Genomic DNA, 25987 nt, shown 5'->3' with positions numbered 1-25987 from the left:
CCACCGAGCCGATGCACCCGAAAGCACCGCTCCAGCCCGGCCCGGCGCCGCTCCTCGACATGGCGCACACGCGCGGTGAGCACTCCCGGCTGCGTCTGTGCCGCCATCGCGCTCACCTCCCTGGGTGCCTCTACCCCACAGCATAGTCGAACACACGTTCGAGTACAAGGGTCTGAGCAGAGGAGATTCGAGCGCGCGCCGGATCGACCGACACCGCCGAACGGCGCTCTCAGCCGCCGATCCACCACACCGTCCTCAACGGCGCGGGGAGACCCATCGACGTCCTCAGCCCCGGCGTCCCAGGCGCTCGACGGCCAGCTCCACGATGTCCGCCGTGTGCTCCCGCAACGGGAAGTCGGCCAGGGCGACCCAGCGGGCGAAGTCCGTGGTGCCGTCCACCTCCACGGTGCCCAGCCGCCCGCCGACGATCCGAGCGTCGAACAGGAAGCGCTGTGACCGGTATGCACGTCGGGAGCGCGGACCGGGCGGTGCCGTGACGTGGTGCATCGCCAGGATGGAGCCGATCTCGACGACGTACCCGGTCTCCTCGTGCACCTCACGCACGACGGCGTCCTCGACACCTTCGTCGTACTCCACGCCTCCCCCGGGCAGCGACCAGCCCGGCCGCCCCCCGTCGGAACCTCCGTTGAACCAGGTCAGCAGGATCTCGCCCGACTCATTGACCAGCACCGCATAGGCGGCGAGGCGCGTGTCGTAGTCGGTGAAGTGCACCGGTCGACTCTACGACCCCATCCCGCTCAGCAGGGCGCGACGTCGAGGCCCACCCGCCCGGGAGGACGTCAGTGCAGCTGCGCCGCGATGAGGTCCCACAGTCCGCGGGCGACGTCCTGCTTGGACCCGGCGACCTCACCCACCTGCTCACCGTCGCTGTCGAGCACGGTGACGGCGTTGGCGACGTCGCCGAAGCCCTTGCCGCTGCCGACGGCGTTGACGGCCAGCAGGTCGGCACCCTTGCGTCTGGCCTTGGCGCGTCCGAGCTCGAGCACCTCGTCGTGATCTCCCGTCTCGGCGGCGAAGCCGACGACGACGAGCCGCTCCCGCGGGCGGCCGGCGACGGTGGCGAGGATGTCGGGGTTCTCGACCAGGCGGACGACGTCGGGGGCGGAGCCGTCCTTCTTGATCTTGCGGTCCGCCGTCGTCGCCGGCCGGAAGTCGGCCACCGCGGCGGCCATGACGAGGACGTCGGCGGCCGCGCAGGTGCTGTCGACGGCATCCGCGAGCTCAGCCGTCGTCTCGACCTCGACGATGTCGATGGCTGGGTGCTGGGCGGACGTCCGGGCGGCCTCGTCGATGGAGGCGGCGAGCAGCGTCACGCGTGCGCCGCGGCGGGCGGCCTCGAGCGCGAGGGCCGCGCCCTGACGGCCGGAGGACCGGTTGCCGAGGAAGCGGACCGGGTCGAGCGGTTCACGGGTGCCGCCCGCACTGACGACGACGGCGCGGCCGGCCAGGTCCTGCGGTGCGACGAGCGCGAGGGAAGCGGCGGTGATCGCCTCCGGCTCGGGCAGCCGGCCGGGTCCGGTGTCCGCGCCGGTGAGGCGCCCGGAGTCGGGCTCGAGCACCGTGACCCCGCGGGCCCGCAGGGTGGCGACGTTGGCGACCGTCGCGGGGTGCTGCCACATCTCGGTGTGCATCGCGGGAGCGAGCAGCACCGGTGCCGTCACGGTGAGCAGCGTCGTCGTCAGCAGGTCGTCCGCGCGGCCTGCGGCGGCGCGGGCAAGGAGGTCGGCGGTCGCCGGGGCGACGACGACGAGGTCGGCGCTGCGGCCGAGAGCGACGTGGTCGACCCCCGTCGCGCCGTCGAAGACGCTGGTCGCCACCGGCTCACCGGACAGCGCCTCCCACGTGGGGCGGCCGACGAACTTCAGGGCCGCCTCGGTCGGGATGACGCGCACCCGGTGACCGGCCTCACGCAGGGCGCGCAGGACGAAGACGGCCTTGTACGCCGCGATCCCGCCGGTCACCCCGAGCAGGACACGCAGCCCGCCGGGCTGCGGCACGCCTACTCCTGGGTCGGAGTGGAGGTGAGGAGCCCCTCGTTGATCTCACGGAGCGCGATCGAGAGCGGCTTGTCGGTCTGGCCGTGCGGCACGAGCGGGCCGACGAACTCGAGCAGCCCCTCCTGGAGCTGAGAGTTGTAGGCGTTGATCTGGCGGGCGCGCTTGGCGCCGTAGATCACCAGGGCGTACTTCGAGTCGGCGACGGCGAGGAGCTCGTCGATGGGCGGGTCGGTGATGCCCTCGGGCTGAGCAACTGTTCCGGACATGGTTACCTCACATGGTTCGGGTCGGTGGGCGGTGTCCTGCGCTGACGGCGGGCACACGCAACGGCCAAGTCTACTCGGTCGGCAGGCCCATGAGGGAGACGAGCTCGTCGGTGGCGCGTGTCACGACGTCGTTGACGACGATGTCGTCGAACTCCTCCGCCGCGGCGAGCTCCTCCCGCGCGGTGCGTAGCCGGCGTTCGCGCTCCTCCGGTCCCTCGGTCCCGCGCCCGACCAGGCGCCGCTCGAGCTCCTCGAACGACGGCGGGGCCAGGAAGACGAAGTGCGCGTTGGGCATCGTGCGACGGACCTGACGCGCGCCCTGCAGGTCGATCTCGAGCAGCGCGGGCTCCCCGGTGCGCAGCTGCTCCTCGACCGGGCCCCTCGGAGTGCCGTAGCGGTTGCGGCCGTGGACGACAGCCCACTCGAGCAGCTCGCCGTCGGCGACCATCCGGTCGAACTCGGTGTCGGAGACGAAGTGGTAGTGGACGCCGTCGACCTCGTTGGGCCGGGGCGCGCGCGTCGTGGCGGAGACCGAGAGCCAGACGCGAGGGTAGCGCCGTCGGATGTCGGCGGAGACGGTCCCCTTACCCACGGCCGTAGGACCGGCGAGGACGGTGAGGCGGGCCTCAGCGGCGGGAGAGGTGGTCGGCACGGTCACCCGAAGCGCTCGACGAGGGCCTCGACCTGGTTGTGCCCCAGGCCTCGCACGCGGCGGGCCTCGGAGATCCCCACCTCGGCCATGATCGCGCGGCTCTTGACCTTGCCCACCCCCGGCAGCGACTCGAGGAGCTCGACGACGCGCATCTTGCCCAGCGCCTCGTCGTCGGCGGCGTCGTCGATGACCTTCGACAGGCTGGTCTGGGAGTACTTCAGGCGGTTCTTCACCTCAGCCCGGCGTGTCCGTGCGGCGGCTGCCTTGGCGAGTGCGGCAGCGCGTTGCTCGGGGGTCAGGGACGGAAGGGCCACGGTGATCACCTCGGGGACGGGGACAGGACTGCGGGTGCTCAGCGCAACGTACCGAGGACCACGCCCATAGTGCCAGTATCGCGGTGCCCGGGTACCCCGCCCGGGCCGGGAGGCGGTGATCGCCGGCGTGGGCTGGGCCACGTTCCGTCGGTCAGCCGTGCACGGGTGGCCGGCGGCGCCCGCCGGCGTCAGGCGCGCAGGACCTCGCGCACCTCGGCGGTCGCCCGCGCCGCAGCACGAGCGAGGTCGTGCGCGTCCGGGCCGACGGACAGCACCGCCCGCGAGGTGCTCGCCAGCACGGCGTGCTCCGCCCCGGCGAAGACCTCGGCGACCTCGGCACGGCCCGCGCCCTGCGCACCGAACCCCGGAGCGAGCAGCGGCGCACGGGAGGCGGCGAGGTCGATGCCGAGGTCCCGCACGGCACCTCCCACGGTCGCCCCGACGACGAGCCCGACGGACCCGAGCCCCTCCGGCCCCGGACCCCCGGCGTTGAGCGCGCCGACGCCGTCGACCACCCCGGCGGCGACGGACCGCCCGTCCGCAGCCGTCGCGTGCTGGACCGACGCCCCCTCGGGGTTGGAGGTGAGGGCGAGCACGAACACTCCCCTGCCGGTCGCGTGCGCGAGCTCGACGGCGGGCGCGAGCGAGCCGAGGCCGAGGTACGGGGACAGGGTGACGGCGTCCGCGGCCAGCGGCGCGCCGTCGGTGAGGTAGGCCTGCGCGTACCCGGCCATCGTCGAGCCGATGTCCCCGCGCTTGACGTCGAGAACGCTGAGCACCCCGGCGTCCCGGCACGCCCCGAGGACGTCCTCGAGGACGGCGACCCCCGCCGAGCCCTGCCGCTCGAAGAACGCCGACTGCGGCTTGAGGGCTGCGACGTGCCCGGCGAGGGCCTCGACGACGCGCAGGGCGAAGTCCCGCAGGCCGCGGGCGTCGTCGGGCAGCCCCCACGCCTCGAGCAGCGCCGGGTGCGGGTCGATGCCGACGCAGAGCGGGCCGTAGGCGTCCATCGCGGCGGCCAGCCGCGTACCGAAGGGCGCGCCGGCGCGGGCAACAACTCCGCCGTCAGCAACAACTCCGCTGTCGGCGGGAGAGCCGCCGTCAGCAACAACTCCGCTGTCGGCAACAACTCCGCTGTCGGCGGGAGGGTGGTTACCGGCGGGGGGGTGGTTACCGGCGGGGGTGGTGGTCATCGGGCCGCCCGCGCGGCGTCGTGCTCCTGCAGCGACGTCACCGTCATCGCGCCGAGCCCGGCGGACTCGATCGCCTGCACGGCGGCGGAGAGCTCCTGCACGGTCGTGATGATCGGCTTGTCCGCGGCGGTGGTCGCGGTGCGGATCTCGTAGCCGTCGGCACGCGCACCCTGACCCGACGGCGTGTTGACCACCATGTCGACCTGGCCGGTCTCGATGAGGTCGACGATTGTCGGTTCCCCCTCCGGGCCGCGCCCGTCGGAGGCCTTGCGGACGAGCCGCGCCTCGATGCCGTTGCGGTGCAGCACGGCGGCCGTCCCGGCCGTGGCGAGGATCTCGAAGCCGAGGCCCCTGAGCCGCGCCACCGGGATCGCCAGCGCCCGCTTGTCACGGTCGGCCACCGAGACGAACACCGTGCCCGTCGTCGGGAGCCCGCCGTAGGCGGCGGCCTGCGACTTCGCGAACGCCCGCGGGAAGTCGACGTCGTAGCCCATGACCTCGCCGGTCGAGCGCATCTCCGGGCCGAGGACCGTGTCGACGACGGAGCCCTCCCGGGTCGCGAAGCGCTTGAACGGAAGCACCGCCTCCTTGACGGCGATCGGCGCGCCGAGGTCCAGCCGGGTGGCGTCGTGCTCGGGGAGCATCCCGCGCTCGCGCAGCTCGGCGATCGTCGCGCCCGCCATGACGAGCGAGGCCGCCTTGGCGAGCGGCACCCCGGTAGCCTTCGCGACGAAGGGCACCGTCCGGGAGGCGCGCGGGTTGGCCTCGATGACGTAGAGGATGTCCGAGACGAGCGCGAACTGGATGTTGATGAGCCCGCGGACGCCCACGCCGTCGGCGATGGCCCGGGTGGACTCGGCGATCCGCTGGATCTCCCGCTCGGAGATCGTCACCGGCGGCAGCACGCACGCGGAGTCACCGGAGTGGATCCCGGCCTCCTCGATGTGCTCCATGACGCCCCCGAGGAACAGCTCGCTGCCGTCGTAGATGGCGTCGACGTCGATCTCGATCGCGTCGTCGAGGAAGCGGTCGATGAGGAGCGGTCCGGTCGCGGTGCCGATGTCCGTCCGCTCGGCGTAGTCCCGCAGCTGAGCGGAGTCGTAGACGATTTCCATGCCCCGCCCGCCCAGCACGTATGAGGGGCGCACGAGCACCGGGTAGCCGATGCGCTCCGCGACCTCCTCGGCCTGGGCCGCCGTGGTCGCGGTGCCGTAGGCGGGGGCGGGCAGCCCGGCACGCTCGAGGACGGCCCCGAACTGGCCGCGGTCCTCCGCGGCGTCGATCGCCTCGGGCTGGGTGCCCAGGATCGGCACGCCCGCGTCCGCAAGGCGCTGCGCCAGGCTCAGCGGTGTCTGGCCGCCGAGCTGGACGACGACACCGGCGACCGGCCCGGCGGCGAGCTCCGCGTGGTAGACCTCGAGGACGTCCTCGAAGGTGAGCGGCTCGAAGTAGAGCCGGTCGGAGATGTCGTAGTCGGTCGACACGGTCTCGGGGTTGCAGTTGACCATGACGGTCTCGAACTTCTCGGCGAGCGCCATCGTCGCGTGCACGCACGAGTAGTCGAACTCGATGCCCTGCCCGATCCGGTTCGGCCCGGACCCGAGGATGATGACCGCCGGCCGCTCCCGCGGCTCGACCTCGTTCTCCAGGTCGTAGGAGGAGTAGTGGTAGGGCGTCTGCGCGGCGAACTCCGCGGCGCAGGTGTCCACCGTCTTGTAGACCGGGCGCAGCCCGTACGCGTGGCGCACCTCGCGCACGGTGTCCTCGGACAGGCTGCGCAGCTGGGCGATCTGAGTGTCGGAGAAGCCGTGCCGCTTCGCCGTGGCGAGGACGTCCTGGGTGAGCGCCGGCGCCTCACGCACCTCGGCGGCGATCTCCTCGATGAGGACCATCTGGTCGAGGAACCACGGGTCGATGCCGGTCGCCGCGAACAGCTCCTCGACGCTCGCCCCGCCGCGCAGCGCCTGCTGCACGTCGACGAGCCGGTGCGCCGTCGGGGTCCGCACCGACTCGACGAGCGCGGCGGTCTCCTCCGGGTCCGGCACCGGACCGGCCCAGTGGAACACGCTGCCCTTGCTGTCGATGGACCGCATGGCCTTCTGCAGGGCCTCGGTGTAGTTGCGTCCCAGGGCCATCGCCTCCCCCACCGACTTCATCGTCGTCGTGAGCACGGGGTCGGCCGCGGGGAACTTCTCGAAGGCGAAGCGCGGGACCTTGACGACGACGTAGTCCAGCGCCGGCTCGAACGAGGCCGGGGTGGTCTTCGTGATGTCGTTGGGGATCTCCTCGAGCGTGTACCCGATGGCGAGACGCGCGGCGATCTTGGCGATCGGGAAGCCGGTGGCCTTGGAGGCCAGCGCCGAGGAGCGCGAGACGCGCGGGTTCATCTCGATGACGACGATGCGCCCGGTGGACGGCTCGACGGCGAACTGGACGTTGCACCCGCCCGTGTCCACCCCGACAGCGCGGATGACGGCGATCCCGATGTCGCGCATCCGCTGGAACTCGCGGTCGGTGAGCGTCATCGCCGGGGCGACGGTGATGGAGTCACCGGTGTGGACGCCGACGGGGTCGACGTTCTCGATCGAGCACACGACGATGACGTTGTCGGCCTTGTCGCGGATGAGCTCGAGCTCGAACTCCTTCCAGCCGAGGATCGACTCCTCGAGGAGCACCTCGGTGGTCGGTGAGTAGTGGAGGCCGGCGCCGGCGATCCGCTCGAGGTCCGTCGCGTCGTAGGCGAGGCCCGAGCCGAGGCCGCCCATGGTGAAGGAGGGCCGCACGACGAGCGGGTAGCCCAGCTCTTCGGCGGCGGCGTGGCACTCCTCCATCGAGTGGCAGATCGTCGAGCGGGCCGACTCCGCGCCGCAGCGGTCGACGATGTCCTTGAACGCCTGGCGGTCCTCGGCGGCGTGGATGGAGGCGACGGACGCGCCGATGAGCTCGACGCCGTACTCGGCGAGCACGCCGGCCTCGTCCAGCGCGATGGCCGTGTTGAGGGCCGTCTGGCCCCCGAGGGTGGGCAGCAGCGCGTCCGGGCGCTCCTTGGCGATGATCGTCGCGACCACCTCGGGGGTGATCGGCTCGACGTACGTGGCGTCGGCGATCTCCGGGTCGGTCATGATCGTCGCCGGGTTGGAGTTGACGAGGATGACGCGCAGGCCCTCCTCGCGCAGCACCCGGCAGGCCTGGGTGCCGGAGTAGTCGAACTCGGCGGCCTGCCCGATGACGATGGGCCCGGAGCCGATGACGAGGACGGAACGCAGGTCGGGGCGGCGGGGCATCAGGCGTCTTCTCCGGTGGTGGTCGGGCGCGCGTCGCGGTGGGCGGCGACGAGCTCGAGGAAGCGGTCGAACAGGTGGGCGGCGTCGTGCGGGCCCGCGGCGGCCTCCGGGTGGTACTGGACGGAGAACGCGGGGATGTCCAGGGCGCGCAGGCCCTCGACGACACCGTCGTTGAGGCTGATGTGGGAAACCTCGACGCGGCCGAAGCGGCCGTCGTCGTAGGGGGCGAGGCTCTCCTCGCCGACGGGTGCGTCGACGGCGAACCCGTGGTTGTGCGCCGTGATCTCGACCTTGCCCGTCGTGCGGTCGAGCACCGGCTGGTTGACGCCGCGGTGCCCGTAGTCGAGCTTGTACGTGCCGTAGCCCAGCGCGCGGCCGAGCAGCTGGTTGCCGAAGCAGATCCCGAAGAAGGGCAGTCCCTGGGTGAGGACGCCGCGCAGCACCTCGACCTCGTGGTCCGCGTTCCCCGGGTCCCCCGGCCCGTTGGAGAAGAACACGCCGTCCGGGTCGAGCGCGACGATCTCCGCCAGCGTGGTGCGCTGCGGGACGACGTGGACGCGGACGCCCCGCTCGGCGAGCTGCGCGGGCGTGCGTGCCTTGATCCCGAGGTCGACGGCGACGATCTCGGCGAGCGGCTCCTTGCCGGCGAACTCCCCGCTCGGCTCGACGACGTAGGCCTCCTGGGTGGAGACCTCACCGGCGAGGGCGGCGCCGCTCATCTGCGGTGCCTGCCGCACGAGGTCGACGAGCACCCCGACCCCGGACCCGTCGAGCGACATCGCCCCGGACGGCAGCGCGCTGCCGGAGAAGATCCCGGCCCGCATGACGCCGCGGTCGCGCAGGTGACGGGTGAGGGCGCGGGTGTCGACGTCGCAGATCCCCACGACGTCCTCCTCGCGGAGCTTGTCCTCGAACTCCCCCACCGAGCGCCAGCTCGACGCGCGCCGGGCGGCGTCACGGACCACGAGGCCGGCGACCCACACCCGGTCGGACTCCGGGTCCTCGTCGTTGACGCCGGTGTTGCCGATGTGCGGCGCCGTCATCGTGACGATCTGGCGGTGGTAGGACGGGTCGGTGACGGTCTCCTGGTACCCGGTCATCGCCGTCGCGAAGACGATCTCCCCGACCGTGCGACCCTCGGCAGCGTAGGCACGTCCCGGCAGGACGTAGCCGTCCTCCAGGACGAGCAGGGCGTCCTCACGCTGGTTCCTCAACGGGGTCCTCCTGAGTGGTCGGCGGCAGGCACGGGCTGGGCGTCGAGCACGGTGGCACGCCCGCGGAGGAACGTGGCCACGACGCGCCCTGGCAGGGTACGGCCCTGGAACGGGGTGTTGCGGCTGGTGGTCGCCTGGTGGGCGCCGTCGACGACGACGCGGGCGGCCGGGTCCACGAGGGTGAGGTTGGCCGGCTCACCGACGGCGACGGGGCGGCCGTGACCCTCGACCCTGCCGATGTGGGCCGGCCGGCTGGACAGCACGCGCGCGACGTCGGCCCAGGACATGAGTCCGGGCTCGACCATCGTCTCGATGACGACCGGCAGCGCCGTCTCGAGCCCCGTCATGCCGAACGCGGCGTCGGCCCACTCGCAGTCCTTGTCCTCCACCGGGTGAGGGGCGTGGTCGGTGGCGACGACGTCGATCGTCCCGTCCGCCAGGGCCGCGCGCAGGGCGAGCACGTCCTGCTCGGTACGCAACGGCGGGTTGACCTTGTAGGCCGGGTCGTAGCTGCGGGCGAGCTCGTCGGTGAGGAGCAGGTGGTGCGGGGTGACCTCGGCGGTGACGTCGATGCCGCGCGACTTGGCCCAGCGGACGATCTCGACCGACCCGGCGGTCGACAGGTGGCAGATGTGCACGCGGGAGCCGACGTGCTCGGCGAGGAGGACGTCGCGGGCGATGATCGACTCCTCGGCGACCGCGGGCCAACCGGTGAGCCCGAGCTCGGAAGAGACGACGCCCTCGTTCATCTGGGCGCCCTGCGTGAGGCGCGGCTCCTGCGCGTGCTGGGCGATGACGCCGTCGAAGGCCTTGACGTACTCGAGCGCGCGTCGCATGAGGACCGGGTCCCAGACGCAGACGCCGTCGTCGGAGAAGACCCGCACGCGCGCGGCGGACGCCGCCATTGCTCCCAGCTCGGCCAGCTGCTCGCCCCGGAGTCCGACCGTGACGGCGCCGACCGGCAGCACGTCGGTCCAGCCGGCCTGGCGGCCCAGGTGCCAGACCTGCTCGACGACACCGGCGGTGTCGGCGACCGGCGAGGTGTTCGCCATCGCATGGACGGCGGTGAACCCGCCCATCGCCGCGGCGCGCGTGCCGGACCAGACGGTCTCGGCGTCCTCGCGGCCGGGCTCGCGCAGGTGGGTGTGGAGGTCGACGAGCCCGGGGAGGGCGACGAGGCCCTCGGCGTCCACGGTCCGGACGTCGGTGCCCGCCTGCGCTGCGGCGTCGGGCCCGGTGGCGGTGATGACACCGCCGGTGAGGAGGAGGTCGGTGGGCTCGGCGCCGAGGGGGGCGGCGCCCCGGATGAGGTAGCTGGTCACGCGGTGGCTCCTTGCGTCGCGGTGGGCGCCGGTGCCCCGGCGAGGAGGTGGTAGAGGACGGCCATGCGGACCGAGACGCCGTTGGCGACCTGCTCGACGATGGTCGAGCGGGGGCTGTCGGCGGCCTCGGCGGAAATCTCCAGGCCCCGGTTCATCGGACCGGGGTGCATGACGATCGTGTGGTCGGGCAGCGCGGCGAGACGGGCGCGGGTGAGCCCGTACTGGCGGCTGTACTCCTGCGGCGAGGGGAAGTACCCGCCCCCGGAGCTGGACATCCGCTCGCGCTGCACCCGCAGCATCATGACGGCGTCGGGCTGCTCGGCGATGGCGGCGTCGAGGTCGTACCGGACCTCCGCGGGCCAGCCGGCCGCCCCGACGGGCACGAGCGTGGGCGGGGCGACGAGCGTCACGTGCGCCCCGAGGGTGGTGAGGAGGTCCACGTTCGAGCGGGCCACCCGGGAGTGGAGCACGTCCCCGACGACGACGACGCGCAGGCCGGTGAGGTCCTGACCGCGGGAGTCACCGCCCCGGGCGGCGAGGTGGCGGCGGATGGTGTACGCGTCGAGCAGGGCCTGGGTGGGGTGCTGGTGGGTGCCGTCGCCCGCGTTGACGACCGGGACGTCGATCCAGCCCGCGTGCGCGAGGCGGTGCGGCGCACCGGACGCGCCGTGGCGGATGACGACGGCGTCGGCCCCCATCGCCTGCAGCGTCTGGGCGGTGTCCTTGAGGGACTCCCCCTTGGAGACGCTCGAGCCCTTGGCGGCGAAGTTGATGACGTCGGCGGACAGCCTCTTGGCCGCGGCCTCGAAGGAGATCCTCGTGCGGGTCGAGTCCTCGAAGAAGAGGTTGACCACGGTGCGGCCGCGCAGCGTGGGCAGCTTGCGGATCTCCCGGGACTGGGTCTCGGCCATCTCCTCGGCGGTGTCGAGAAGGGCGACGGCGGCGTCCCGGTCGAGGTCGGCGGCGGAGAGCAGGTGCCTCATCGGTCGCTCCCCTCGGCGGGCTTGGCGATGGTGACGGCGTCCTCGCCGTCGATCTCCTCGAGCGTCACCTGGACCCGCTCATGGCGGGACGTCGGCAGGTTCTTGCCGACGTAGTCCGCGCGGATCGGCAGCTCGCGGTGCCCGCGGTCGACGAGGACGGCGAGCTGGACCCGGGCGGGGCGGCCGATGTCGGACAGCGCGTCGAGGGCCGCGCGGATGGTGCGGCCGGAGTACAGCACGTCGTCGACGAGGATGACCGTCGCGCCGTCGACGCCGCCGGGCGGGACCTCCGTCCGCAGCAGCGTGCGGGTGGGCTGGGAGCGGAGGTCGTCGCGGTACATGGTGACGTCGAGTGTGCCGAGCTCGGCGGCGCCGCCTGCGGCGAGGACACGCTCGTGCAGCCGCTGGGCGAGGGGTGCACCCCGGGTGGGCACGCCGAGGAGGACGAGCGTGTCGCCCGGCTCGGTGCGTTCGAGGATCTCGTGGGAGATGCGGGTCAGCGCCCGGGAGATCTCCGCTGGGCCGAGGACGAGGACGTCCGGCGCGGGTTCGGGCACGGCAGGACCGTGGGACATCTGGCAGGCTCCTTCCCCGCCTCACAGGACGGGCCATTAAAGGATGGGCAGATCGCGTCCATGCTACTCGCGAGCGACGACGTTCCCGACCACGTCCTCGGCACGGCGGCCGCGGTGTGCGTCACGCCGGGCGGGGTGTGTGCGTCAGTCCGCGAGCTCGACGGCCCCGACGCCGGTGCCGAGCAGCTCGAGCGCCCGCAGCGTCGTGGCGTCCAGGATCTCGTGAGCGTCGCCGTCGAAGTGGTGCTCCTCGCAGGTGGTGCCCGACGGGGTGTGGACGGCGATGAACACGGTGCCGACGGGCTGGTCCTCCTGCCGGTCGGGCCCGCCCACGCCCGTGACCCCGACGGCGCAGTCGGCACCGAGGAGCCGGGCGGCTCCCTCGGCCATCGCCCGCGCGCACTGCTCGCTGATGACGGGTCCGGGGGGCACGCCGAGCGCCTCCTGCTTCGCCTCGACCGTGTAGGCGACCGCTCCGCCGGCGAACCAGCCTCCTGCGCCGGGAGCGGCACCGAGGTGGACGGCGATCTGTCCGCTGGTCAGCGACTCGGCCGTGGCGACCGTCATGCCGCGTTCGTCCGCGTGCTCGGCGACGACGCGTGCCAGGTCCTCCGCGTCGCCGTTCAGGTGGGGGGATGTGGCCATCTGCAGATTCTCACCGGCGGTCCGGCGACCGGCATCCGGTGGTGCCCGGAGTGCACGCCCGTGTGATCAGCGTCACCATGGTGCCGACCACATCCGTCACCCTCGGAGGTCGCAATGTCCACCACCCGCAGCACCCCGGTCCGGCGGGGGACCCACCAGTGGCTCGCCCTGCTCATCGGTGTCGTCTTCCTCCTCGTCGGTCTCGTCGGCTTCGCCGTCACGGGCTTCGACGGCTGGACCGAGCACGACCACAGCCAGACGCTGCTCGGCTTCGCGATCAACCCGCTCCACAACGTCGTGCACGTCCTCATCGGGCTGCTCGGCGTGGTGCTGTGGCGCACGGCGAGCGGGGCGCGCACCTTCGGGTGGCTCCTCGTGCTCGGCTACGGCGCGACGTTCGTCTACGGCCTGCTCGTCGTCGACAACCCCGACGCCAACTTCCTCAACATCAACTGGGCGGACAACTGGCTCCACCTCGCCTCGGTGATCGGTGGCCTGCTCGTCGCGCTGCTCCCCCACCGCACGGCAGCCACGGGGGCGGATCGATGACCGCGCACGGCTCCGTCGGGGAGCGCATCGCGTCCGCCATCGAGCAGGACACGCGTCTGGACGGCTTGGTGGACGGGCTCTCCGGACCGGCCGAGCAGCTCGTCGCGTCCCCCGGGCTGCGCGACCTCCTCACCGGGAAGCAGCTCGGCCACGCGCTGCACCCGATCCTCACCGACCTGCCCATCGGGCTGTGGGCCAGCTCCTGGGTGCTCGACGTGCTGCCGGTGGCGGGCTCCCGCCGCGCGTCGCAACGGCTCGTCGGGCTGGGGGTGCTCGCCGCCGTGCCGACGGCGGTCACCGGCTGGGCGGAGTGGGCACGGACCGACGGACGGGACGTCCGGCGAGCCGGGGTGGTGCACGCCGCGGCGAACGGTGCCGCGGCTGCCCTGCTCGCCGGCTCCTGGCTGGCCCGCCGCTCCGGGCACCACGGCGGTGGAGTCCTCCTCGGCCAGCTCGGGATGCTGGCAGCCGGCGCGGGCGGCTTCCTCGGTGGGCACCTGGCGATCGGCCGGAAGGTCGGCAGCAGCGTGAGCCGGAGCGAGCCGGCCTCCTAGCGGTCGGGCGGTGATGCCGGGCGGGCGTCGCTGTCCTCGGCCGCGTCCACGGAACCGGAGGCCGAGGGCGTCCCCGGCCCACGCACGGCGTCGTCGTCCAGGGTCGCGCGTGCCGAGCCCTCCGCCCGGCCCACGCCGCTGTCGTCAGCGTCCGCGGTCCCGCGCGCCGGCGTGACCGTCCCGGAGGTGCCGTCCTCGTCCCCGTCCGTGCTGCCGCGGGCCGGCGTCGCCGTCGCGGCCCGAGCGGCACCGTCCCCGGCCGCGCCGCCGTCTGCTGCGCCCTCGTCGGTCTCGGGCTGGTGCCCGGGCAACCAGATCTCCTCCTCCTGACCGCGGGTCCGGCGCCCGATCCGCACGAAGAAGGCGAGGGCGAGGAGGAAGACGAAAATCGAGGTCCACACGTTGAGCCGCAGGCCGAGCACGGTCTCCGCGGCGTCGATGCGCAGGTACTCGATCCACACGCGGCCCGCGGTGTAGAGCATGACGTAGAGCCACATGACCCGCCCGTGGCGGAGCCGGAAGCGTCGCTCCGCCCACAGGAGCACACCGACCATCGCGAGGTTCCACACCATCTCGTACAGGAACGTGGGGTGGAAGAGCAGGGCCGGGTCGGTGTACCCGGAGACGCGGTGCGCAGCGTCGATCTCCAGCCCCCAGGGCAGGGTGGTGGGGGCGCCGTAGAGCTCCTGGTTGAAGTAGTTGCCCAGCCGCCCGATCGCCTGCGCGACCAGCAGGCCGGGTGCCAGGGCGTCGGCGAACGGAGCCAGGCGCAGGCCGCGACGTCGCATGGCGATCCACGCCCCGACCGCGCCGCCGGCGATCGCGCCCCAGATCCCCAGGCCGCCGTTCCAGATCTCGATGATCCGGGCCGGGTCGCCGTTCTCGCCGAAGTACGCATCGGGTGAGGACACGACGTGGTAGATCCGGGCGCCGACGATCCCGAAGAGCACCATCCACAGCGCGACGTCGATCGCCGTGTCCCGCGGGCCGCCCTTCGCGGTGTAGCGGCGGTCCAGGATCCACCAGGCGGCGACGATGCCGATCCCGATGGCCAGCGCGTAGGCACGCAGCGGGAACGGCCCGAGGTACCACTCGGCCTGGGACGGGCTCGGGAGCGAGGCGGGGAGGATCAGCACCCAGGCAGCGTAACCGGACCCGCGGGCTCACCCGGTCGTCACGACCCGGTGGCGGCGTGCGCGCAGAACCCCGCTGCAGATCCAGCTGTCGGCGCCAGGGGCCGGCGGGGGGCCGGGTGCGGGTCAGTGCCGGCGGACGCCGTCGGCGAGGTCCTCGACCAGGCTGCGCAGAGCGGTGCGGGACGCGCGCTCGTCGGGGTCACGCAGGGTGCGCACGAGGGCCGAACCGACGATGACGCCGTCGGCGTACCCCGCCACCTCCGCCGCCTGCTCGCCGGTCGACACGCCGAGCCCCACACACACGCGGGCGGCACCGGCCTCCCGGGTGCGGGACACGAGCTCGCGGGCGTGCGTGTCGACCGCGGACCGCACCCCGGTGACGCCCATGGTGGAGGCCGCGTAGACGAAGCCGCGCGAGGCGGTGGCCGTCATCGCGAGGCGTGCGTCGGTGGAGCTCGGCGCGACGAGGAAGACCTTGTCGAGGTCGTGGGCGTCGGCCGCGGAGACCCAGGTATCGGCCTCGTCGGGGACGAGGTCGGGGGTGATGAGGCCGGCTCCCCCGGCGTTGGCGAGGTCGCGGGCGAACCGCTCGACGCCGTACCGCAGCACCGGGTTGTAGTAGGTCATGACGAGCACCGCGGCCCCCGTCCGGGCCACCTCCTCGACGGCGTGGAGCACGTCGGTCACCCGGGTGCCCTGTGCGAGCGCCTGGGTGGTGGCGTGCTGGATGACCTCCCCGTCCATGCCGGGGTCCGAGTAGGGCAGCCCGAGCTCGACGACGTCGGCGCCGGCGTCGACGGCGGTCCGGGCCGCCTCGACCGAGCCCGCGACGGTGGGGAAGCCCACCGGCAGGTACACGACCAGGGCCTTGCGCCCCTCGGCGAGGGCGGCGTCGATCACCGCGCCAGACCGGGGGCCCGGCCGTGCCGTCGTCGTGGTGGTCTGCTCGTCCATCTCGCTCAATTCTCCACGCTGCCCGTCGCCTCGTAGCCGGCGCCGTCGACCGCGCCCGTCTTCGCCTCGTCCTGCGGTGCCGCCGCCGTCTCGTCGTCGAGCAGTCCGAACCAGGCGGCGGCCGTCTCGACGTCCTTGTCGCCTCGCCCGGAGAGGTTGACGAGGATCGTCGGTGCCGGCTCCCCCGCCTCGCGGGCGGCACGCCCGATCCGCAGCGCGCCGGCCAGGGCGTGCGAGCTCTCGATCGCGGGGATGATCCCCTCGGTGCGGCAGAGCAGGCGGAACGCCTCCATGGCCTCGGCGTCGGTGACCGGCACGTACTCGGCGCGGCCGAGGTCGGCGAGCCACGCGTGCTCCGGGCCGACCGCCGGGTAGTCGAGCCCGGCGGAGATCGAGTGCGACTCCACCGTCTGCCCGTCCTCGTCCTGGAGCAGGAAGGTGTGCGCACCGTGGAGCACACCGGGAGTCCCGGCGGTGATCGAGGAGGCGTGCCGCCCGGTCTCGACGCCGTCACCGGCCGCCTCGAGGCCGACGAGGCGCACGGCGTCGTCGTCGAGGAAGGCGTTGAAGATCCCGATGGCGTTTGACCCGCCGCCCACGCAGGCGCAGACGACGTCGGGCAGGGCACCGGTCAGCGCGAGCACCTGCTCGCGCGCCTCCTCGCCGATGATCTTCTGGAGGTCGCGCACCATGCCGGGGAAGGGGTGCGGCCCGGCGGCGGTGCCGAAGACGTAGTTGGTGGTCTCCACGTTCGTCACCCAGTCGCGGAACGCCTCGTTGATGGCGTCCTTGAGCGTGCGGGAGCCGGTGGACACCGGGACGACCGTCGTGCCGAGGAGCTCCATCCGGGCGACGTTGAGCGCCTGGCGGCGGACGTCCTCCTCGCCCATGTAGATGACGCACTCGAGGCCGAGCAGTGCCGCCGCTGTCGCGGTGGCGACGCCGTGCTGACCCGCGCCCGTCTCGGCGATGACGCGCTTCTTGCCGAGCTTGCGGGTGAGCAGTGCCTGACCGAGCACGTTGTTGATCTTGTGGGACCCCGTGTGGTTGAGGTCCTCGCGCTTGAGGATGACCCGCGCTCCCCCGGCGTGCTCCGCGAAGCGCGGCACCTCGGTGATGATGCTCGGGCGCCCGCTGTAGGTGCGGTGCAGCTCGTCGAGCTCGGCCTGGAAGGACGGGTCCTCACGCAGCTCCTGCCACGCGACGTCGAGCTCGTCGAGCGCGGCGATGAGCGCCTCGGCGACGAACCGGCCCCCGAACTGGCCGAAGTAGGGGCCCTCGGCGTGCGACAGGTTCACGGGCGGACCGCCCGCAGCGACGGGTGGGTGCCCGCGGCGACCATGTCGGCCACCGCCTGGCGCGGGGTGCCCTGGGTGACGAGCGCCTCCCCGACGAGGACGACGTCCGCGCCGGCCCGGGCGTACTCGAGGACGTCGTGGGGGCCTCGGACACCGGACTCGGCGACCTTGAGGACGTGGTCCGGGACGACGTCGACGACAGTGCCGAAGACCGAGCGGTCGACCTCGAGGGTGTGGAGGTTCCGAGCGTTGATGCCGACGACCTTGGCGCCGGCGTCAACCGCGCGGACGGCCTCCTCGCGGTCGTGCGCCTCGACGAGCGCCGTCATCCCGAGGGACTCCACCCGTTCGACGAGCGAGGTGAGCACCGTCTGCTCGAGGGACGCGACGATGAGCAGCACGATGTCGGCCCCGTAGGCGCGGGCCTCCCACACCTGGTAGGGCGTGACGATGAAGTCCTTGCGCAGAACGGGGACGTCGACCGCTGCGCGGACGGCGGCGAGGTCCTCGAGCGAGCCGCCGAAGCGCCGCCGCTCGGTGAGCACGCTGATGGCGCTCGCGCCGCCGGCCTCGTAGTCGGCGGCCAGCCCGGCGGGGTCGGCGATGTCGGCCAGCGCACCCTTGGACGGGCTGGACCGCTTCACCTCCGCGAGGACGGTCACCGCGTCACGGCCACCGCGCAGCGCGGCGACCGCGTCCCGCGCCCCCGGCTGCTGCTGCGCCCGTTCCTTCAGCGCGTCGAGCGGGACGCGCGCCTCACGCTCTGCGAGGTCCTCCCGGACCCCCGCGACAATGTCTTCCAGGATCGTCACCGTGTCTCCCTCCCCTGGTTGCGTCCATGGTAGGTGCCACCTCGGACACCCCGGTGCACCGTCCGGCTACCGGGCGGCAGGTACCGCCGGCCGGTCCCCGTCAGACGCCGACGAGCACGCCGAGCAGGGCCGTCAGCCACAGCAGCGTGCCGAGGACCCCGAGCCCGATGCCCGCGATCGACTGGGGACGGTTGGTCGCCCGCCCGGCCCCGACGGCGAGCAGTCCCCTGATCCCGAGGACCACCGCGATGATGCTCACGGCGGTACCGAGGAGGACGACGACGACGGCGGCCGGGGCGAAGAGCGCGACGATCCCGACGATGCTCAGGGTCAGCGCCCACGTGCCGTAGCGGTTGCCCGCCGCGGGCACGGTGGTGCTCACGCGTACCAGTCGGGCTGGCCCGAGCGGGGCGGGTTCTCGCGGTTGCGCGGCTGGCCCTTGCCCATGGCACTGAGCACGCCGCTGAGCACCAGGCCGCCGATGAGGATGGCGACGCCGACGATGAGCACCCACTGCTCCCACAGCACGAGACCGAGACCGGTGACGAGCGCACCGACGCACACGACCCAGAACATCACCCAGCCGGCGACGGTCTTGCCCTCGTTCTCGGCCGGGACGGCGGGCGGCAGCTCGTAGTCACGGCGGGGGCCGTCGTGCACCATGGTGGGGTTCCCTTCAACGGTCGTCATCTCGGGCAAGCCTAGCGCTGGTCGGACGCGGACGGATCCTCGCCCCGCCCGAGCGCGTCCCAGTCGTCCATCGCCCGGACGCGGTCGTCGCGGTCGTCGGTGCCCGCGTCCGGTGCAGGCCCCGTCCCCGCCCGCTCGTAGCGACGGCCGGCCGCCGTCGCCGTCGGTACCCTGAGCACGAGGACGGCGGACGCAGCGACGAGCAGGCCGAGGGCGGCGGTGACGTAGGGCCAGGCCGTGACCACCGGATCACCGGCGATCTCACGGACGCCGGTAAGCTCCGCGGCCGCGGCGAGCAGCCGCGGGCCGGGGTCGAGGACGAAGCCCACGGCCGACGCCGCGAGCAGCACACCCAGGGCGACGAGCGCGAGGGCGCACAGCCGCGTGACCCACCGTCCACCGATCGCCACGGCCAGCCCGGTGGCGAGGACCGCGAGGCTGGCAGCCGTCGTCACGGGGGCCGCCTCGGCACCGGAGAGGCGCACGCTCTGCTCGGCCAGCACCGTGGCGACGGGCGCGCCGGCCCACGGCAGGGCGGAGAGCCCGAAGCCCAGGACGCCGAGCAGGAGGACGACGACGACGGCGCGGCCCCGGGTCACGCCCCGCCCGTGCCGACCACCGGGCGAGCCCGACCCGGCAGAGCTGCTCACGACCCGCCTGCCGCGGGGCGCAGGGACGCGGCGACCTGGACGGCCCGCAGCGCGGCTGCCGCCTTGTTCCGCGACTCCTCGTACTCCAGTGCCGGCACCGAGTCGGCGACGATCCCGCCGCCCGCCTGGACGCTCGCGACGCCGTCGCGGATGTAGGCGGTGCGGATCGCGATCGCCATGTCTGCGTCGCCCGCGAAGTCGAAGTAGCCGATGGTGCCGCCGTAGATGCCGCGTCGGGCGGGCTCGAGGTCGTCGATGAGCTCGATCGCCCGGGGCTTGGGTGCCCCGGACAGGGTGCCGGCCGGGAACGTCGCCACGAGCGTGTCGAGTGCGCTCGCGTCGGCACGGAGGCGGCCGGTCACCGTCGAGGAGATGTGCATGATGTGGCTGAAGCGCTTGATCTCCATGAGCTCGACGACCTCGACGCTCTGCGGCTCGCACACCTTGACGAGGTCGTTGCGGGCGAGGTCGACGAGCATGATGTGCTCCGAGCGCTCCTTCGGGTCCGCGAGGAGTTCCTCGGCCATCGTGCGGTCCGCCTCCGCACCGTCGCCGCGGGGCCGGGAGCCGGCGATCGGGAACGTGACGACGGTGCCGTCGGTCACCTTGACGAGCGTCTCCGGGCTGGAACCGACGACGGCGAAGCTCGCCGACCGGCCCTCGGCCGGCTCGTCCGGCAGCTCGAGGTAGTACATGTACGGGCTGGGGTTGATCGTGCGCAGTGCCCGGTACACCTCGAGGGCCGGCGCCGGGGAGTCGAGCTCGACCCGCTGGGAGAGGACGAGCTGGAAGACCTCCCCGTCGCGGATCGCCTGCTTGGCGGCCTGGACGCCGCTCTCGAAGTCCGCGCGGGTCGTGCGGAAGCGCAGGCCCTCGCCGACCGGGACGGTCCCCGCGCTGACGGCCGCGTGACTGGGGGCGGGCCGGAGCAGGTCCGCCTCCATCGCGTCGAGGCGGGCGACGGCGTCGGCGTGGGCCTGGTCGACTCGCTCGTCGGTGTCGTCGAAGTTGATCGCGTTGGCGATGAGCCACACCGAGCCGTCGGAGTGGTCGACCGCGGCGAGGTCGCTCGTCAGGCACAGCGCGACCTCCGGGACGTCGAGCTCGACGGGCGCGTTGGCCCGCAGCCGCGGCTCCCACTGGCGCAGCACGTCCCAGCCCAGCGAGCCGACCAGCCCGCCGGTGAGCGGCGGGAGGCCCGGCAGCGCCGGGGTGTGCAGGGCGCGCAGCGTCTCGCGGAGGACGTCGAGCACCGGCCCCTCGGTGGGGATCCCGACGGGCACGTCGCCGAGCCACCGGGCCCGTCCCCCGCGGGAGAGCAGGGTGGCGCGCGACCGGACGCCGACGAAGGACCACCGGGACCACGCGCCGTGCTCCGCGGACTCGAGGACGAAGGTGCCCGGCCGGCCGGCGGCGAGGCGGCGGTACAGGCCCACCGGGGTGACGTCGTCGGCGAGCAGCCGCCGCGTGACGGGGATGACGCGGCGGTCGGCGGCGAGCTCACGGAACGTCGCGAGGTCGGGAGAGGTGGTGCCCCAGCCGCTCATGCCGGGGCTCCCGGGGCGCCGTCGTCCTCGCCCACGACCGCACCGAGGTCCCCGCCGGCCTCGAAGCAGGAGCGCGTCCCCGTGTGGCAGGCCGGACCGACCTGGTGGACACGGACGAGGAGGGAGTCGCCGTCGCAGTCGAGTGCGACGGAGCGCACGTGCTGGACGTTGCCGGAGGTGTCTCCCTTGCGCCAGTACTCCTGCCGGGACCGCGACCAGTAGGTGGCGCGGCCGGTGGTGAGGGTGCGCGTGAGGGCCTCGTCGTCCATCCAGCCGACCATGAGGACCTGGTCGGTGGCGTCGTCCTGGACGACGGCGCAGACGAGCCCGGCGCTGTCGCGCTTGAGCCGGGTGGCGATCGTGGGGTCGAGGCGTGGCACCCGTCGATCTTGCCAGACCCGGCACCCGCCCCGCGGCGCCGCACCCGCCGACCGTGCCGTGCACCCGCCGGCCGCCCGGCAGACCCCCGCCGCAGGCCGCCCCGGCCACGCCCCGCCCCAACCGTGCCGTGCCCCCGCCGGCCGCTCCCCCAACCTTGTCGTGCACCCGCCGGTGCCTCCCACCGAGATCGCAGTTTGGGGCCCAGATCGCAGTGCTGCACTGCGATCTCGGAACCGGACTGCGATCTCGCCGCCGGGGGGTGTCGCCGGCCGGTGATGTCGCGGCCGCGTCTGCCCGGCTACCGCACAGCGCGCCATCGGTGAAGGACGCCGGCGGCGCGTCTCGGAGCGTGGGACCTGCGGCGTGCACGGTCTCACCCGCCGGGGCGCCGTCGCCGGCGCCCGGCGGGGACCCCTAACGTCCGATCCAACACACCCGACGACGAGCTGGAGAGACCGATGACCGCCACCGCTACCACCACCGACCCCACGCCCCGCCTGGCTGACTTCACCGCCACCGGCGCCTCCACGGGCCAGCTGTCGACCGCCGTCGAGGCGCGCCACTTCTCCTTCGTCGTCGCCGAGCCGGAGTCGCTCGGCGGCACGGACGAGGGCGCCAACCCCATCGAGTACCTGCTCGGCTCGCTCAACGGCTGCGTCACGGTCGTGATCGAGACGGTCGCCACCGAGCTCGGCATCACGGTGGAGGGCGTGCGGACCGACGCGACCGGCACCATCGACCTGCGTGGCTTCGCGGGCACCGCCGACGTCTCGCCGCACTTCCAGCAGGTCACGCTGACGGTCACGCTCGCCACCGCCGCCGCCGAGGACGAGCTCGCCGAGCTCCGGGCCCGGGTGCTGCGCCGCTGCCCGGTCTTCAACCTCATCAGGGACGCCGGCGTCGACATCCGCGAGACGTGGGACGTCCGCCGTCCCTCCTGACCCGGCACCCGGGTCAGTGGGCCTGGCTGACCCAGCTCCGGTGCATCCGCGCGTAGACCCCGCCGCGGGCGACGAGCTCGCGGTGGTGCCCGACCTCGACGACGTCCCCCGCGTCCACGACGACGACGAGGTCCGCGGCCTCGGCGGTCGACAGCCGGTGGGCGATCGCCACCGAGGTCCGGCCGGCCTGCAGCCGCGCCAGCGCCTGGCTGATGCGTCCCTCGGTCGCGGGGTCGACGGCGGAGGTCGCCTCGTCGAGGACGAGCAGGTCGGCGTCGGCGAGGTAGGCGCGGGCGATCGCCACCAGCTGGCGCTCCCCGGCCGAGAGCGACTCGCCGCGCTGCCCGACGGCAGTGTCGACGCCGTCGGGAAGGGTGCTCAGCCACCCGTCCAGCCCGAGGTCGGTGACGGCGCGGTCGACGTCCGCGCGGCCGTGGGCCACCCGGCCGTAGGCGACGTTCTGGGCGATCGACCCGTCGAAGAGGAAGCCCTCCTGCGGGACGAGCACCACCCGGCTGCGCAGCGTGGCCAGCGGCAGCTCGCGCAGGTCGACGCCGTCGAGGAGCACCTGCCCGCTCGTCGGGTCCATGAGCCGGGCGAGGAGCTTGCCGAGCGTCGTCTTGCCCGAGCCGGTCTCCCCCACCATGGCCACCGACGTGCCCGGCGCGATGGTGAGGTCGATGCCGTGGAGCACCTCCGGGCCCTGCGGGTAGGCGAACCGGACGTCGCGGAACTCGACCGCGGCGGCCCGGTGGACGCCGTCGTCGGCCCCGCTGCCGGGCGACGGCACCCCGTCACCGGGAGGGGCTGCGCCGGACTCCCCGGCGGCGACGTCGCTCGCCCGCAGCTCGCCCGTGCCGTCGGTGCCCTCCGGCACGTGCGGGTCGGTGATCTCCAGCGGCGTCTCGAGGACCGCGATGACGCGCCGCCAGCCGGCGACCGCGTTCTGCAGCTCGTTGAGCATCTCGGTGGCGTTCTGCACCGGCCCGGTGAACATCTGGACGAGGAAGAGGAAGGCGAGCAGCTGCCCGAGCGTGAGGTGGCCGTCCAGGGCGAGGACCGTGCCGACGACGACCGTGGCGCCCAGCGCGACGCCCGAGAACGCCATCCCGGTGGAGAAGGCCAACGCGGTGAAGGTCTGCGCCTTGATCGCCTGCGCCCGGTGGTCCTGCACCGCGTCGTCGATGCGGCGCTGCGTGCGCCCCGAGGCACCGTAGGCGCGGATCGTCTCCGCCCCGACGATGGACTCCGAGATGGCCCCGAGCATCGCGCCGACCTTGACGCGGACGGACCCGTACGCACGGGAGATGACCCGCTGGGCGCGCGGCGCGAGGACGAACATCGGCGTGAAGCACAGCCACACGACCAGCGCCAGCAGCGGGGAGTAGACGACCATGGCGACGGTCGCGGCCAGCAGCTGACCGAGGTTGAGGATGAGCTGGAGGCCACCGAACTGGACGAAGCGGGAGACGGTGTCGACGTCGCTCGTCACGCGGGACACGAGCGAGCCGCGTCGCTCGGCGTTCTGGGTGAGCACGGCGAGGTCGTGGACGTGGCGGAAGGTACGGGTGCGCAGCTGCGCCAGGCCGCGCTCGCTGGCCCGGAAGAGCCGGATGTTGACGAACGAGCTGGCGATGCCCGCGACGACGATCGCAGCCAGGGCGAGCAGCGCCGTGCCCAGGACCGCGGGGACGTCGGGGCCGCCCTCGGCCATGATCGCGTTGTCCGTGACGAGCTGGATGACGACCGGCACGACGACGCGGCCGGCCGTGGCGAGCACCGCCAGGGCCAGGGTCCAGCCGATGCCCTCGAGCATCGCCGGGGAGAGCTGCAGGCCGCGCCGGACGGTCGCGCCGACCCCGAGCTCGGAGGACGTGGAGATGGTCGAGCTCATCGCGCCGCCTCCTGCTCCTGTGCCGCGCTGCGCCGGGCGTAGGTCGAGGCGAGGTCGGCGTAGCCCGGGTCCCGCGCCATGAGCTCCTCGTGCGTGCCGATGTCGACCACCTGACCCCGCTCGAGGTGGACGACCATGTCCGCGAGGGCGATCGTCGCCGTGCGGTAGGCGACGAGCAGGACGCTCACGCCGGTCCCGCCGGTGGCGCCGAGGCCGGCGAGGATCTCCTGCTCGACGACGGGGTCGACGGCGCTGGTCGCGTCGTCCAGGACGAGCAGGCGGGGCCGCCGGACGAGGGCACGGGCGATCGCGAGCCGCTGCCGCTGGCCGCCGGACAGGGTCGCGCCGCGCTCGCCCACGACGGTGTCGAGACCGTGCGGCAGTGCCCGGACGAAGTCCTCGGCACGGGCGGTGCGCAGGGCGTCCCAGACCTCCTCGTCGGTGACGGCGCCGTCGTCGTCCAGCACGATGTTGCCGCGGATGGTGTCGTCGAAGACGAAGGTCGACTGGCTGACGAGGGCCACCTGCGCGGTGCGCTCGGCGTGGCTGAGCTCGCGGGCGTCGGTGCCGTCGAGCAGCACACGGCCGGCCGTCGGGTCCACGAGGCGGGCGACGACGGTGGTGAGCGTCGACTTGCCGGCGCCGGTGGAGCCGACGACGGCGACCGTCCGGCCGGCGGGGACCCGCATCGACACGTCCCGCAGGAGCGCGACCGTCCCGGAGGCACGGCCCGGCGGCACCGGGTCCTGGCCCGGCTCCCCCGGCATGAGACGCGCCGGGACCTCGAGCGTGACGTTCTCGACGTCGACGGCGAGCCCCTCCCGGCCGTGCAGCGTGGCGGTGCCCTCGGGCATCGAGCCCTCGGCGTCGACGACGTAGGAGATGCGGTCGTGGCCCACGGTGGACCGGGGCAGCTCGGCGAGGACGAAGCCGATGGCGCGCACCGGGAAGGTCATGAGGGTGAGGAGGTAGGCGATCATCACGAGGTCGCCGGTGTCCGCCGCACCACGCTGCACCTGGCCCGCCCCGACGGCGACGACGGCGAGGGTCGCCACCGAGGGCAGGAACTCGATGATCGGGTCGAAGACCGAGCGCACCTTGCCCATGGCGATGTTCGCGTCCTGCAGCCGCGTGGTGACCTCGGCGAAGCGCCGCTCCTCCACGGCCTCGGTGCCGAGGGACTTGACGAGCAGCGAGGCCTCGAAGGACTCGTGGGCGACGTCGGAGACCTCGGCGCGCAGCCGCTGGGACGCAGCGACGCGGGGTGACATCTTCCGGCGGAACACCGCGTTGACCATGACGACGACGGGGAGCACGCTCACGCCGACCGCCCCCATGAGCGGGTCGGCGAGGAGCATCGCGGTGCCGGCGACGACGAGCATGACGGCGACGCCGATCGCGAACGGCAGCGGCATGAAGACGCCCGAGGCGGCCTCGGCGTCGGCGTTGGCGTTGGACAGCAGCCGGCCGGCCGGGTGGCGGCGGTGCCAGGACATCGGCAGCCGGAGGTACTGGCGGGTGACCCGTAGCCGGTGCGCGGCCTGGATCTCGAAGACGGCGGCTCCCGCCCACACGCGCCGTCCCGCCACGGCGGCGGCCGTCACCAGGCCGACGGTGAGCAGGGCCAGGCCGGCGAGCCAGACGTGGGACGTGGGCACGTCCTCGCCGGTGAGCGCGGGGGCGATGACCGTGTCGGTGACCCGCCCGAGAAGAAGCCCGGAACCGACGGTGCCGAGGCCGTAGACCACCGAGCTGACGATCGCCAGCGTCGAGGTGCGCGGAGAGTCCCGCATGCCGCGGCCCATGAGGCTGAGCGAGCGGCGCAGCGTGCCGCCGGGCAGCCGGTAGGGGCGGGGGCCGGGGCCGGGATCGAATCTCCGTGTCCGGGTGCTGGTCTCCGGCACGGCGGTCTGCTCCTCGTTGGCTCGGCGGCGGTACGGCACCGGTCGGCTGAGCACCGTGCACTCCCCCGACTGGCCGCCCACGATTCTCGCACAGTGGCGCGTGGCTGCGGCGGCACGCTGCCGGGTCCCGGCGTGCGCTCCCGGCTCCCGCTGCCGGCCGAACCTGGTCGAGCAGGTGGGGCCCATGGGCCACCAGCTGCTCGACCGGGTC

Annotated in this window: 26 protein-coding genes; 3 read left to right on the top strand and 23 right to left on the bottom strand. The window is 73.5% G+C overall.

Annotated features, from left to right (window positions below):
- Nucleotides 1-285: 285 nt before the first annotated feature.
- From VR894_RS15200 to VR894_RS15145, 12 genes are all read right to left on the bottom strand, one after another.
- Nucleotides 286-732, bottom strand: a complete 447-nt coding sequence (locus VR894_RS15200; protein ID WP_324652867.1) for an NUDIX hydrolase — start codon at nucleotides 730-732, stop codon at nucleotides 286-288.
- Between the two features lie 68 nt (nucleotides 733-800).
- On the bottom strand, nucleotides 801-2000 hold the full coding sequence (gene coaBC, locus VR894_RS15195; RefSeq protein WP_324652874.1) for a bifunctional phosphopantothenoylcysteine decarboxylase/phosphopantothenate--cysteine ligase CoaBC: 1200 nt from the start codon (nucleotides 1998-2000) through the stop codon (nucleotides 801-803).
- A gap of 20 nt (nucleotides 2001-2020) precedes the next feature.
- Entirely contained in the window at nucleotides 2021-2284 is a 264-nt protein-coding gene (rpoZ, locus tag VR894_RS15190) for a DNA-directed RNA polymerase subunit omega (RefSeq protein WP_324652865.1), read from the bottom strand.
- 70 nt (nucleotides 2285-2354) lie between these two features.
- Complete coding sequence (gene gmk / locus VR894_RS15185) at nucleotides 2355-2936, bottom strand: guanylate kinase (RefSeq protein WP_324652873.1); 582 nt, start codon at nucleotides 2934-2936, stop codon at nucleotides 2355-2357.
- Nucleotides 2937-2938: 2 nt separating this feature from the next.
- Nucleotides 2939-3250, bottom strand: coding sequence for an integration host factor, actinobacterial type (mihF, locus tag VR894_RS15180; protein WP_324652863.1), 312 nt, complete (start codon nucleotides 3248-3250; stop codon nucleotides 2939-2941).
- A 188-nt stretch (nucleotides 3251-3438) separates the two neighbouring features.
- Nucleotides 3439-4443 carry an orotidine-5'-phosphate decarboxylase gene (pyrF, locus tag VR894_RS15175; RefSeq protein WP_324652862.1) on the bottom strand — a complete coding sequence of 335 codons (1005 nt, stop codon included), beginning with the start codon at nucleotides 4441-4443 and terminating at the stop codon, nucleotides 3439-3441.
- Nucleotides 4440-7727, bottom strand: coding sequence for a carbamoyl-phosphate synthase large subunit (carB, locus tag VR894_RS15170; protein ID WP_324652860.1), 3288 nt, complete (start codon nucleotides 7725-7727; stop codon nucleotides 4440-4442). The genes pyrF and carB overlap by 4 nt, the downstream gene beginning before the upstream one ends.
- On the bottom strand, nucleotides 7727-8941 hold the full coding sequence (gene carA, locus VR894_RS15165; protein ID WP_324652859.1) for a glutamine-hydrolyzing carbamoyl-phosphate synthase small subunit: 1215 nt from the start codon (nucleotides 8939-8941) through the stop codon (nucleotides 7727-7729). The genes carB and carA overlap by 1 nt, the downstream gene beginning before the upstream one ends.
- Nucleotides 8938-10263 carry a dihydroorotase gene (locus VR894_RS15160; protein WP_324652858.1) on the bottom strand — a complete coding sequence of 442 codons (1326 nt, stop codon included), beginning with the start codon at nucleotides 10261-10263 and terminating at the stop codon, nucleotides 8938-8940. The genes carA and VR894_RS15160 overlap by 4 nt, the downstream gene beginning before the upstream one ends.
- Nucleotides 10260-11246: an aspartate carbamoyltransferase catalytic subunit gene (locus VR894_RS15155; RefSeq protein ID WP_324652856.1), complete on the bottom strand. Its 987-nt coding sequence runs from the start codon at nucleotides 11244-11246 to the stop codon at nucleotides 10260-10262. Before VR894_RS15155 ends, VR894_RS15160 begins: the two co-directional genes overlap by 4 nt.
- Nucleotides 11243-11821 (bottom strand): bifunctional pyr operon transcriptional regulator/uracil phosphoribosyltransferase PyrR, encoded by a 579-nt coding sequence (gene pyrR, locus VR894_RS15150; RefSeq protein WP_324652854.1) that lies wholly within the window; start codon nucleotides 11819-11821, stop codon nucleotides 11243-11245. Before pyrR ends, VR894_RS15155 begins: the two co-directional genes overlap by 4 nt.
- Nucleotides 11822-11965: 144 nt before the next feature.
- Entirely contained in the window at nucleotides 11966-12466 is a 501-nt protein-coding gene (locus VR894_RS15145) for a CinA family protein (protein ID WP_324652853.1), read from the bottom strand.
- A gap of 114 nt (nucleotides 12467-12580) precedes the next feature.
- On the opposite strand from VR894_RS15145, the gene VR894_RS15140 reads away from it, so the two are divergent.
- Together VR894_RS15140 and VR894_RS15135 are read left to right on the top strand one after the other, a co-directional pair.
- Nucleotides 12581-13015: a DUF4383 domain-containing protein gene (locus tag VR894_RS15140; RefSeq protein ID WP_324652852.1), complete on the top strand. Its 435-nt coding sequence runs from the start codon at nucleotides 12581-12583 to the stop codon at nucleotides 13013-13015.
- Nucleotides 13012-13569 (top strand): DUF2231 domain-containing protein, encoded by a 558-nt coding sequence (locus VR894_RS15135; RefSeq protein WP_324652851.1) that lies wholly within the window; start codon nucleotides 13012-13014, stop codon nucleotides 13567-13569. The genes VR894_RS15140 and VR894_RS15135 overlap by 4 nt, the downstream gene beginning before the upstream one ends.
- Here VR894_RS15135 and lgt read toward each other — a convergent pair.
- The 9 genes from lgt to hisI form a co-directional block, all read right to left on the bottom strand.
- A complete protein-coding gene (gene lgt, locus VR894_RS15130) occupies nucleotides 13566-14705 on the bottom strand; it encodes a prolipoprotein diacylglyceryl transferase (protein WP_324652848.1) in 1140 nt (379 codons plus the stop codon). The two genes, VR894_RS15135 and lgt, sit on opposite strands and share 4 nt — an antisense overlap.
- Before the next feature lie 123 nt (nucleotides 14706-14828).
- Nucleotides 14829-15659, bottom strand: a complete 831-nt coding sequence (gene trpA / locus VR894_RS15125) for a tryptophan synthase subunit alpha (protein WP_324652847.1) — start codon at nucleotides 15657-15659, stop codon at nucleotides 14829-14831.
- Between the two features lie 5 nt (nucleotides 15660-15664).
- Nucleotides 15665-16957 (bottom strand): tryptophan synthase subunit beta, encoded by a 1293-nt coding sequence (trpB, locus tag VR894_RS15120; protein ID WP_324652845.1) that lies wholly within the window; start codon nucleotides 16955-16957, stop codon nucleotides 15665-15667.
- Entirely contained in the window at nucleotides 16954-17769 is an 816-nt protein-coding gene (gene trpC / locus VR894_RS15115) for an indole-3-glycerol phosphate synthase TrpC (protein WP_324652844.1), read from the bottom strand. The genes trpB and trpC overlap by 4 nt, the downstream gene beginning before the upstream one ends.
- A gap of 100 nt (nucleotides 17770-17869) precedes the next feature.
- Complete coding sequence (locus VR894_RS15110; protein WP_324652843.1) at nucleotides 17870-18151, bottom strand: hypothetical protein; 282 nt, start codon at nucleotides 18149-18151, stop codon at nucleotides 17870-17872.
- Nucleotides 18148-18459, bottom strand: coding sequence for an HGxxPAAW family protein (locus VR894_RS15105; RefSeq protein ID WP_324652842.1), 312 nt, complete (start codon nucleotides 18457-18459; stop codon nucleotides 18148-18150). The genes VR894_RS15110 and VR894_RS15105 overlap by 4 nt, the downstream gene beginning before the upstream one ends.
- An 11-nt stretch (nucleotides 18460-18470) precedes the next feature.
- Nucleotides 18471-19109: a Trp biosynthesis-associated membrane protein gene (locus VR894_RS15100; RefSeq protein ID WP_324652841.1), complete on the bottom strand. Its 639-nt coding sequence runs from the start codon at nucleotides 19107-19109 to the stop codon at nucleotides 18471-18473.
- Nucleotides 19106-20656: an anthranilate synthase component I gene (locus tag VR894_RS15095; protein ID WP_324652839.1), complete on the bottom strand. Its 1551-nt coding sequence runs from the start codon at nucleotides 20654-20656 to the stop codon at nucleotides 19106-19108. Before VR894_RS15095 ends, VR894_RS15100 begins: the two co-directional genes overlap by 4 nt.
- Complete coding sequence (gene hisI, locus VR894_RS15090) at nucleotides 20653-21036, bottom strand: phosphoribosyl-AMP cyclohydrolase (protein WP_324652837.1); 384 nt, start codon at nucleotides 21034-21036, stop codon at nucleotides 20653-20655. Before hisI ends, VR894_RS15095 begins: the two co-directional genes overlap by 4 nt.
- 459 nt (nucleotides 21037-21495) lie before the next feature.
- On the opposite strand from hisI, the gene VR894_RS15085 reads away from it, so the two are divergent.
- Nucleotides 21496-21978, top strand: a complete 483-nt coding sequence (locus VR894_RS15085; protein ID WP_324652835.1) for an OsmC family protein — start codon at nucleotides 21496-21498, stop codon at nucleotides 21976-21978.
- A 13-nt stretch (nucleotides 21979-21991) separates the two neighbouring features.
- On the opposite strand, the gene VR894_RS15080 is transcribed toward VR894_RS15085, so the two are convergent.
- Together VR894_RS15080 and VR894_RS15075 are read right to left on the bottom strand one after the other, a co-directional pair.
- The gene (locus VR894_RS15080) at nucleotides 21992-23872 is read right to left on the bottom strand and encodes an ABC transporter ATP-binding protein (protein ID WP_324652833.1); all 1881 of its coding nucleotides are present in this window, start codon (nucleotides 23870-23872) and stop codon (nucleotides 21992-21994) included.
- On the bottom strand, nucleotides 23869-25830 hold the full coding sequence (locus VR894_RS15075) for an ABC transporter ATP-binding protein (RefSeq protein ID WP_324652832.1): 1962 nt from the start codon (nucleotides 25828-25830) through the stop codon (nucleotides 23869-23871). Before VR894_RS15075 ends, VR894_RS15080 begins: the two co-directional genes overlap by 4 nt.
- Between the last annotated feature and the right edge of the window lie 157 nt (nucleotides 25831-25987).

Origin of the sequence: Georgenia sp. H159 (genome assembly GCF_035607575.1) — a bacterium.
In the GTDB taxonomy this organism is placed as follows: domain Bacteria; phylum Actinomycetota; class Actinomycetes; order Actinomycetales; family Actinomycetaceae; genus Oceanitalea.
Note: the sequence above shows the minus strand (reverse complement) of the source record. Positions and strands in the feature narration are given on the sequence as shown.

What these genes read in the sequence shown, in the direction of transcription:
- VR894_RS15155 (WP_324652856.1), bottom strand. Translation starts at nt 11,246, where the DNA reads ATGAGGCACCTGCTCTCCGCCGCCGACCTCGACCGGGACGCCGCCGTC.
- pyrF (WP_324652862.1), bottom strand. Translation starts at nt 4,443, where the DNA reads ATGACCACCACCCCCGCCGGTAACCACCCCCCCGCCGGTAACCACCCT.
- VR894_RS15145 (WP_324652853.1), bottom strand. Translation starts at nt 12,466, where the DNA reads ATGGCCACATCCCCCCACCTGAACGGCGACGCGGAGGACCTGGCACGC.
- VR894_RS15105 (WP_324652842.1), bottom strand. Translation starts at nt 18,459, where the DNA reads ATGACGACCGTTGAAGGGAACCCCACCATGGTGCACGACGGCCCCCGC.
- VR894_RS15140 (WP_324652852.1), top strand. Translation starts at nt 12,581, where the DNA reads ATGTCCACCACCCGCAGCACCCCGGTCCGGCGGGGGACCCACCAGTGG.
- trpA (WP_324652847.1), bottom strand. Translation starts at nt 15,659, where the DNA reads ATGGACGAGCAGACCACCACGACGACGGCACGGCCGGGCCCCCGGTCT.
- carB (WP_324652860.1), bottom strand. Translation starts at nt 7,727, where the DNA reads ATGCCCCGCCGCCCCGACCTGCGTTCCGTCCTCGTCATCGGCTCCGGG.
- rpoZ (WP_324652865.1), bottom strand. Translation starts at nt 2,284, where the DNA reads ATGTCCGGAACAGTTGCTCAGCCCGAGGGCATCACCGACCCGCCCATC.
- VR894_RS15095 (WP_324652839.1), bottom strand. Translation starts at nt 20,656, where the DNA reads ATGAGCGGCTGGGGCACCACCTCTCCCGACCTCGCGACGTTCCGTGAG.
- VR894_RS15080 (WP_324652833.1), bottom strand. Translation starts at nt 23,872, where the DNA reads ATGAGCTCGACCATCTCCACGTCCTCCGAGCTCGGGGTCGGCGCGACC.
- pyrR (WP_324652854.1), bottom strand. Translation starts at nt 11,821, where the DNA reads ATGTCCCACGGTCCTGCCGTGCCCGAACCCGCGCCGGACGTCCTCGTC.
- VR894_RS15135 (WP_324652851.1), top strand. Translation starts at nt 13,012, where the DNA reads ATGACCGCGCACGGCTCCGTCGGGGAGCGCATCGCGTCCGCCATCGAG.
- VR894_RS15085 (WP_324652835.1), top strand. Translation starts at nt 21,496, where the DNA reads ATGACCGCCACCGCTACCACCACCGACCCCACGCCCCGCCTGGCTGAC.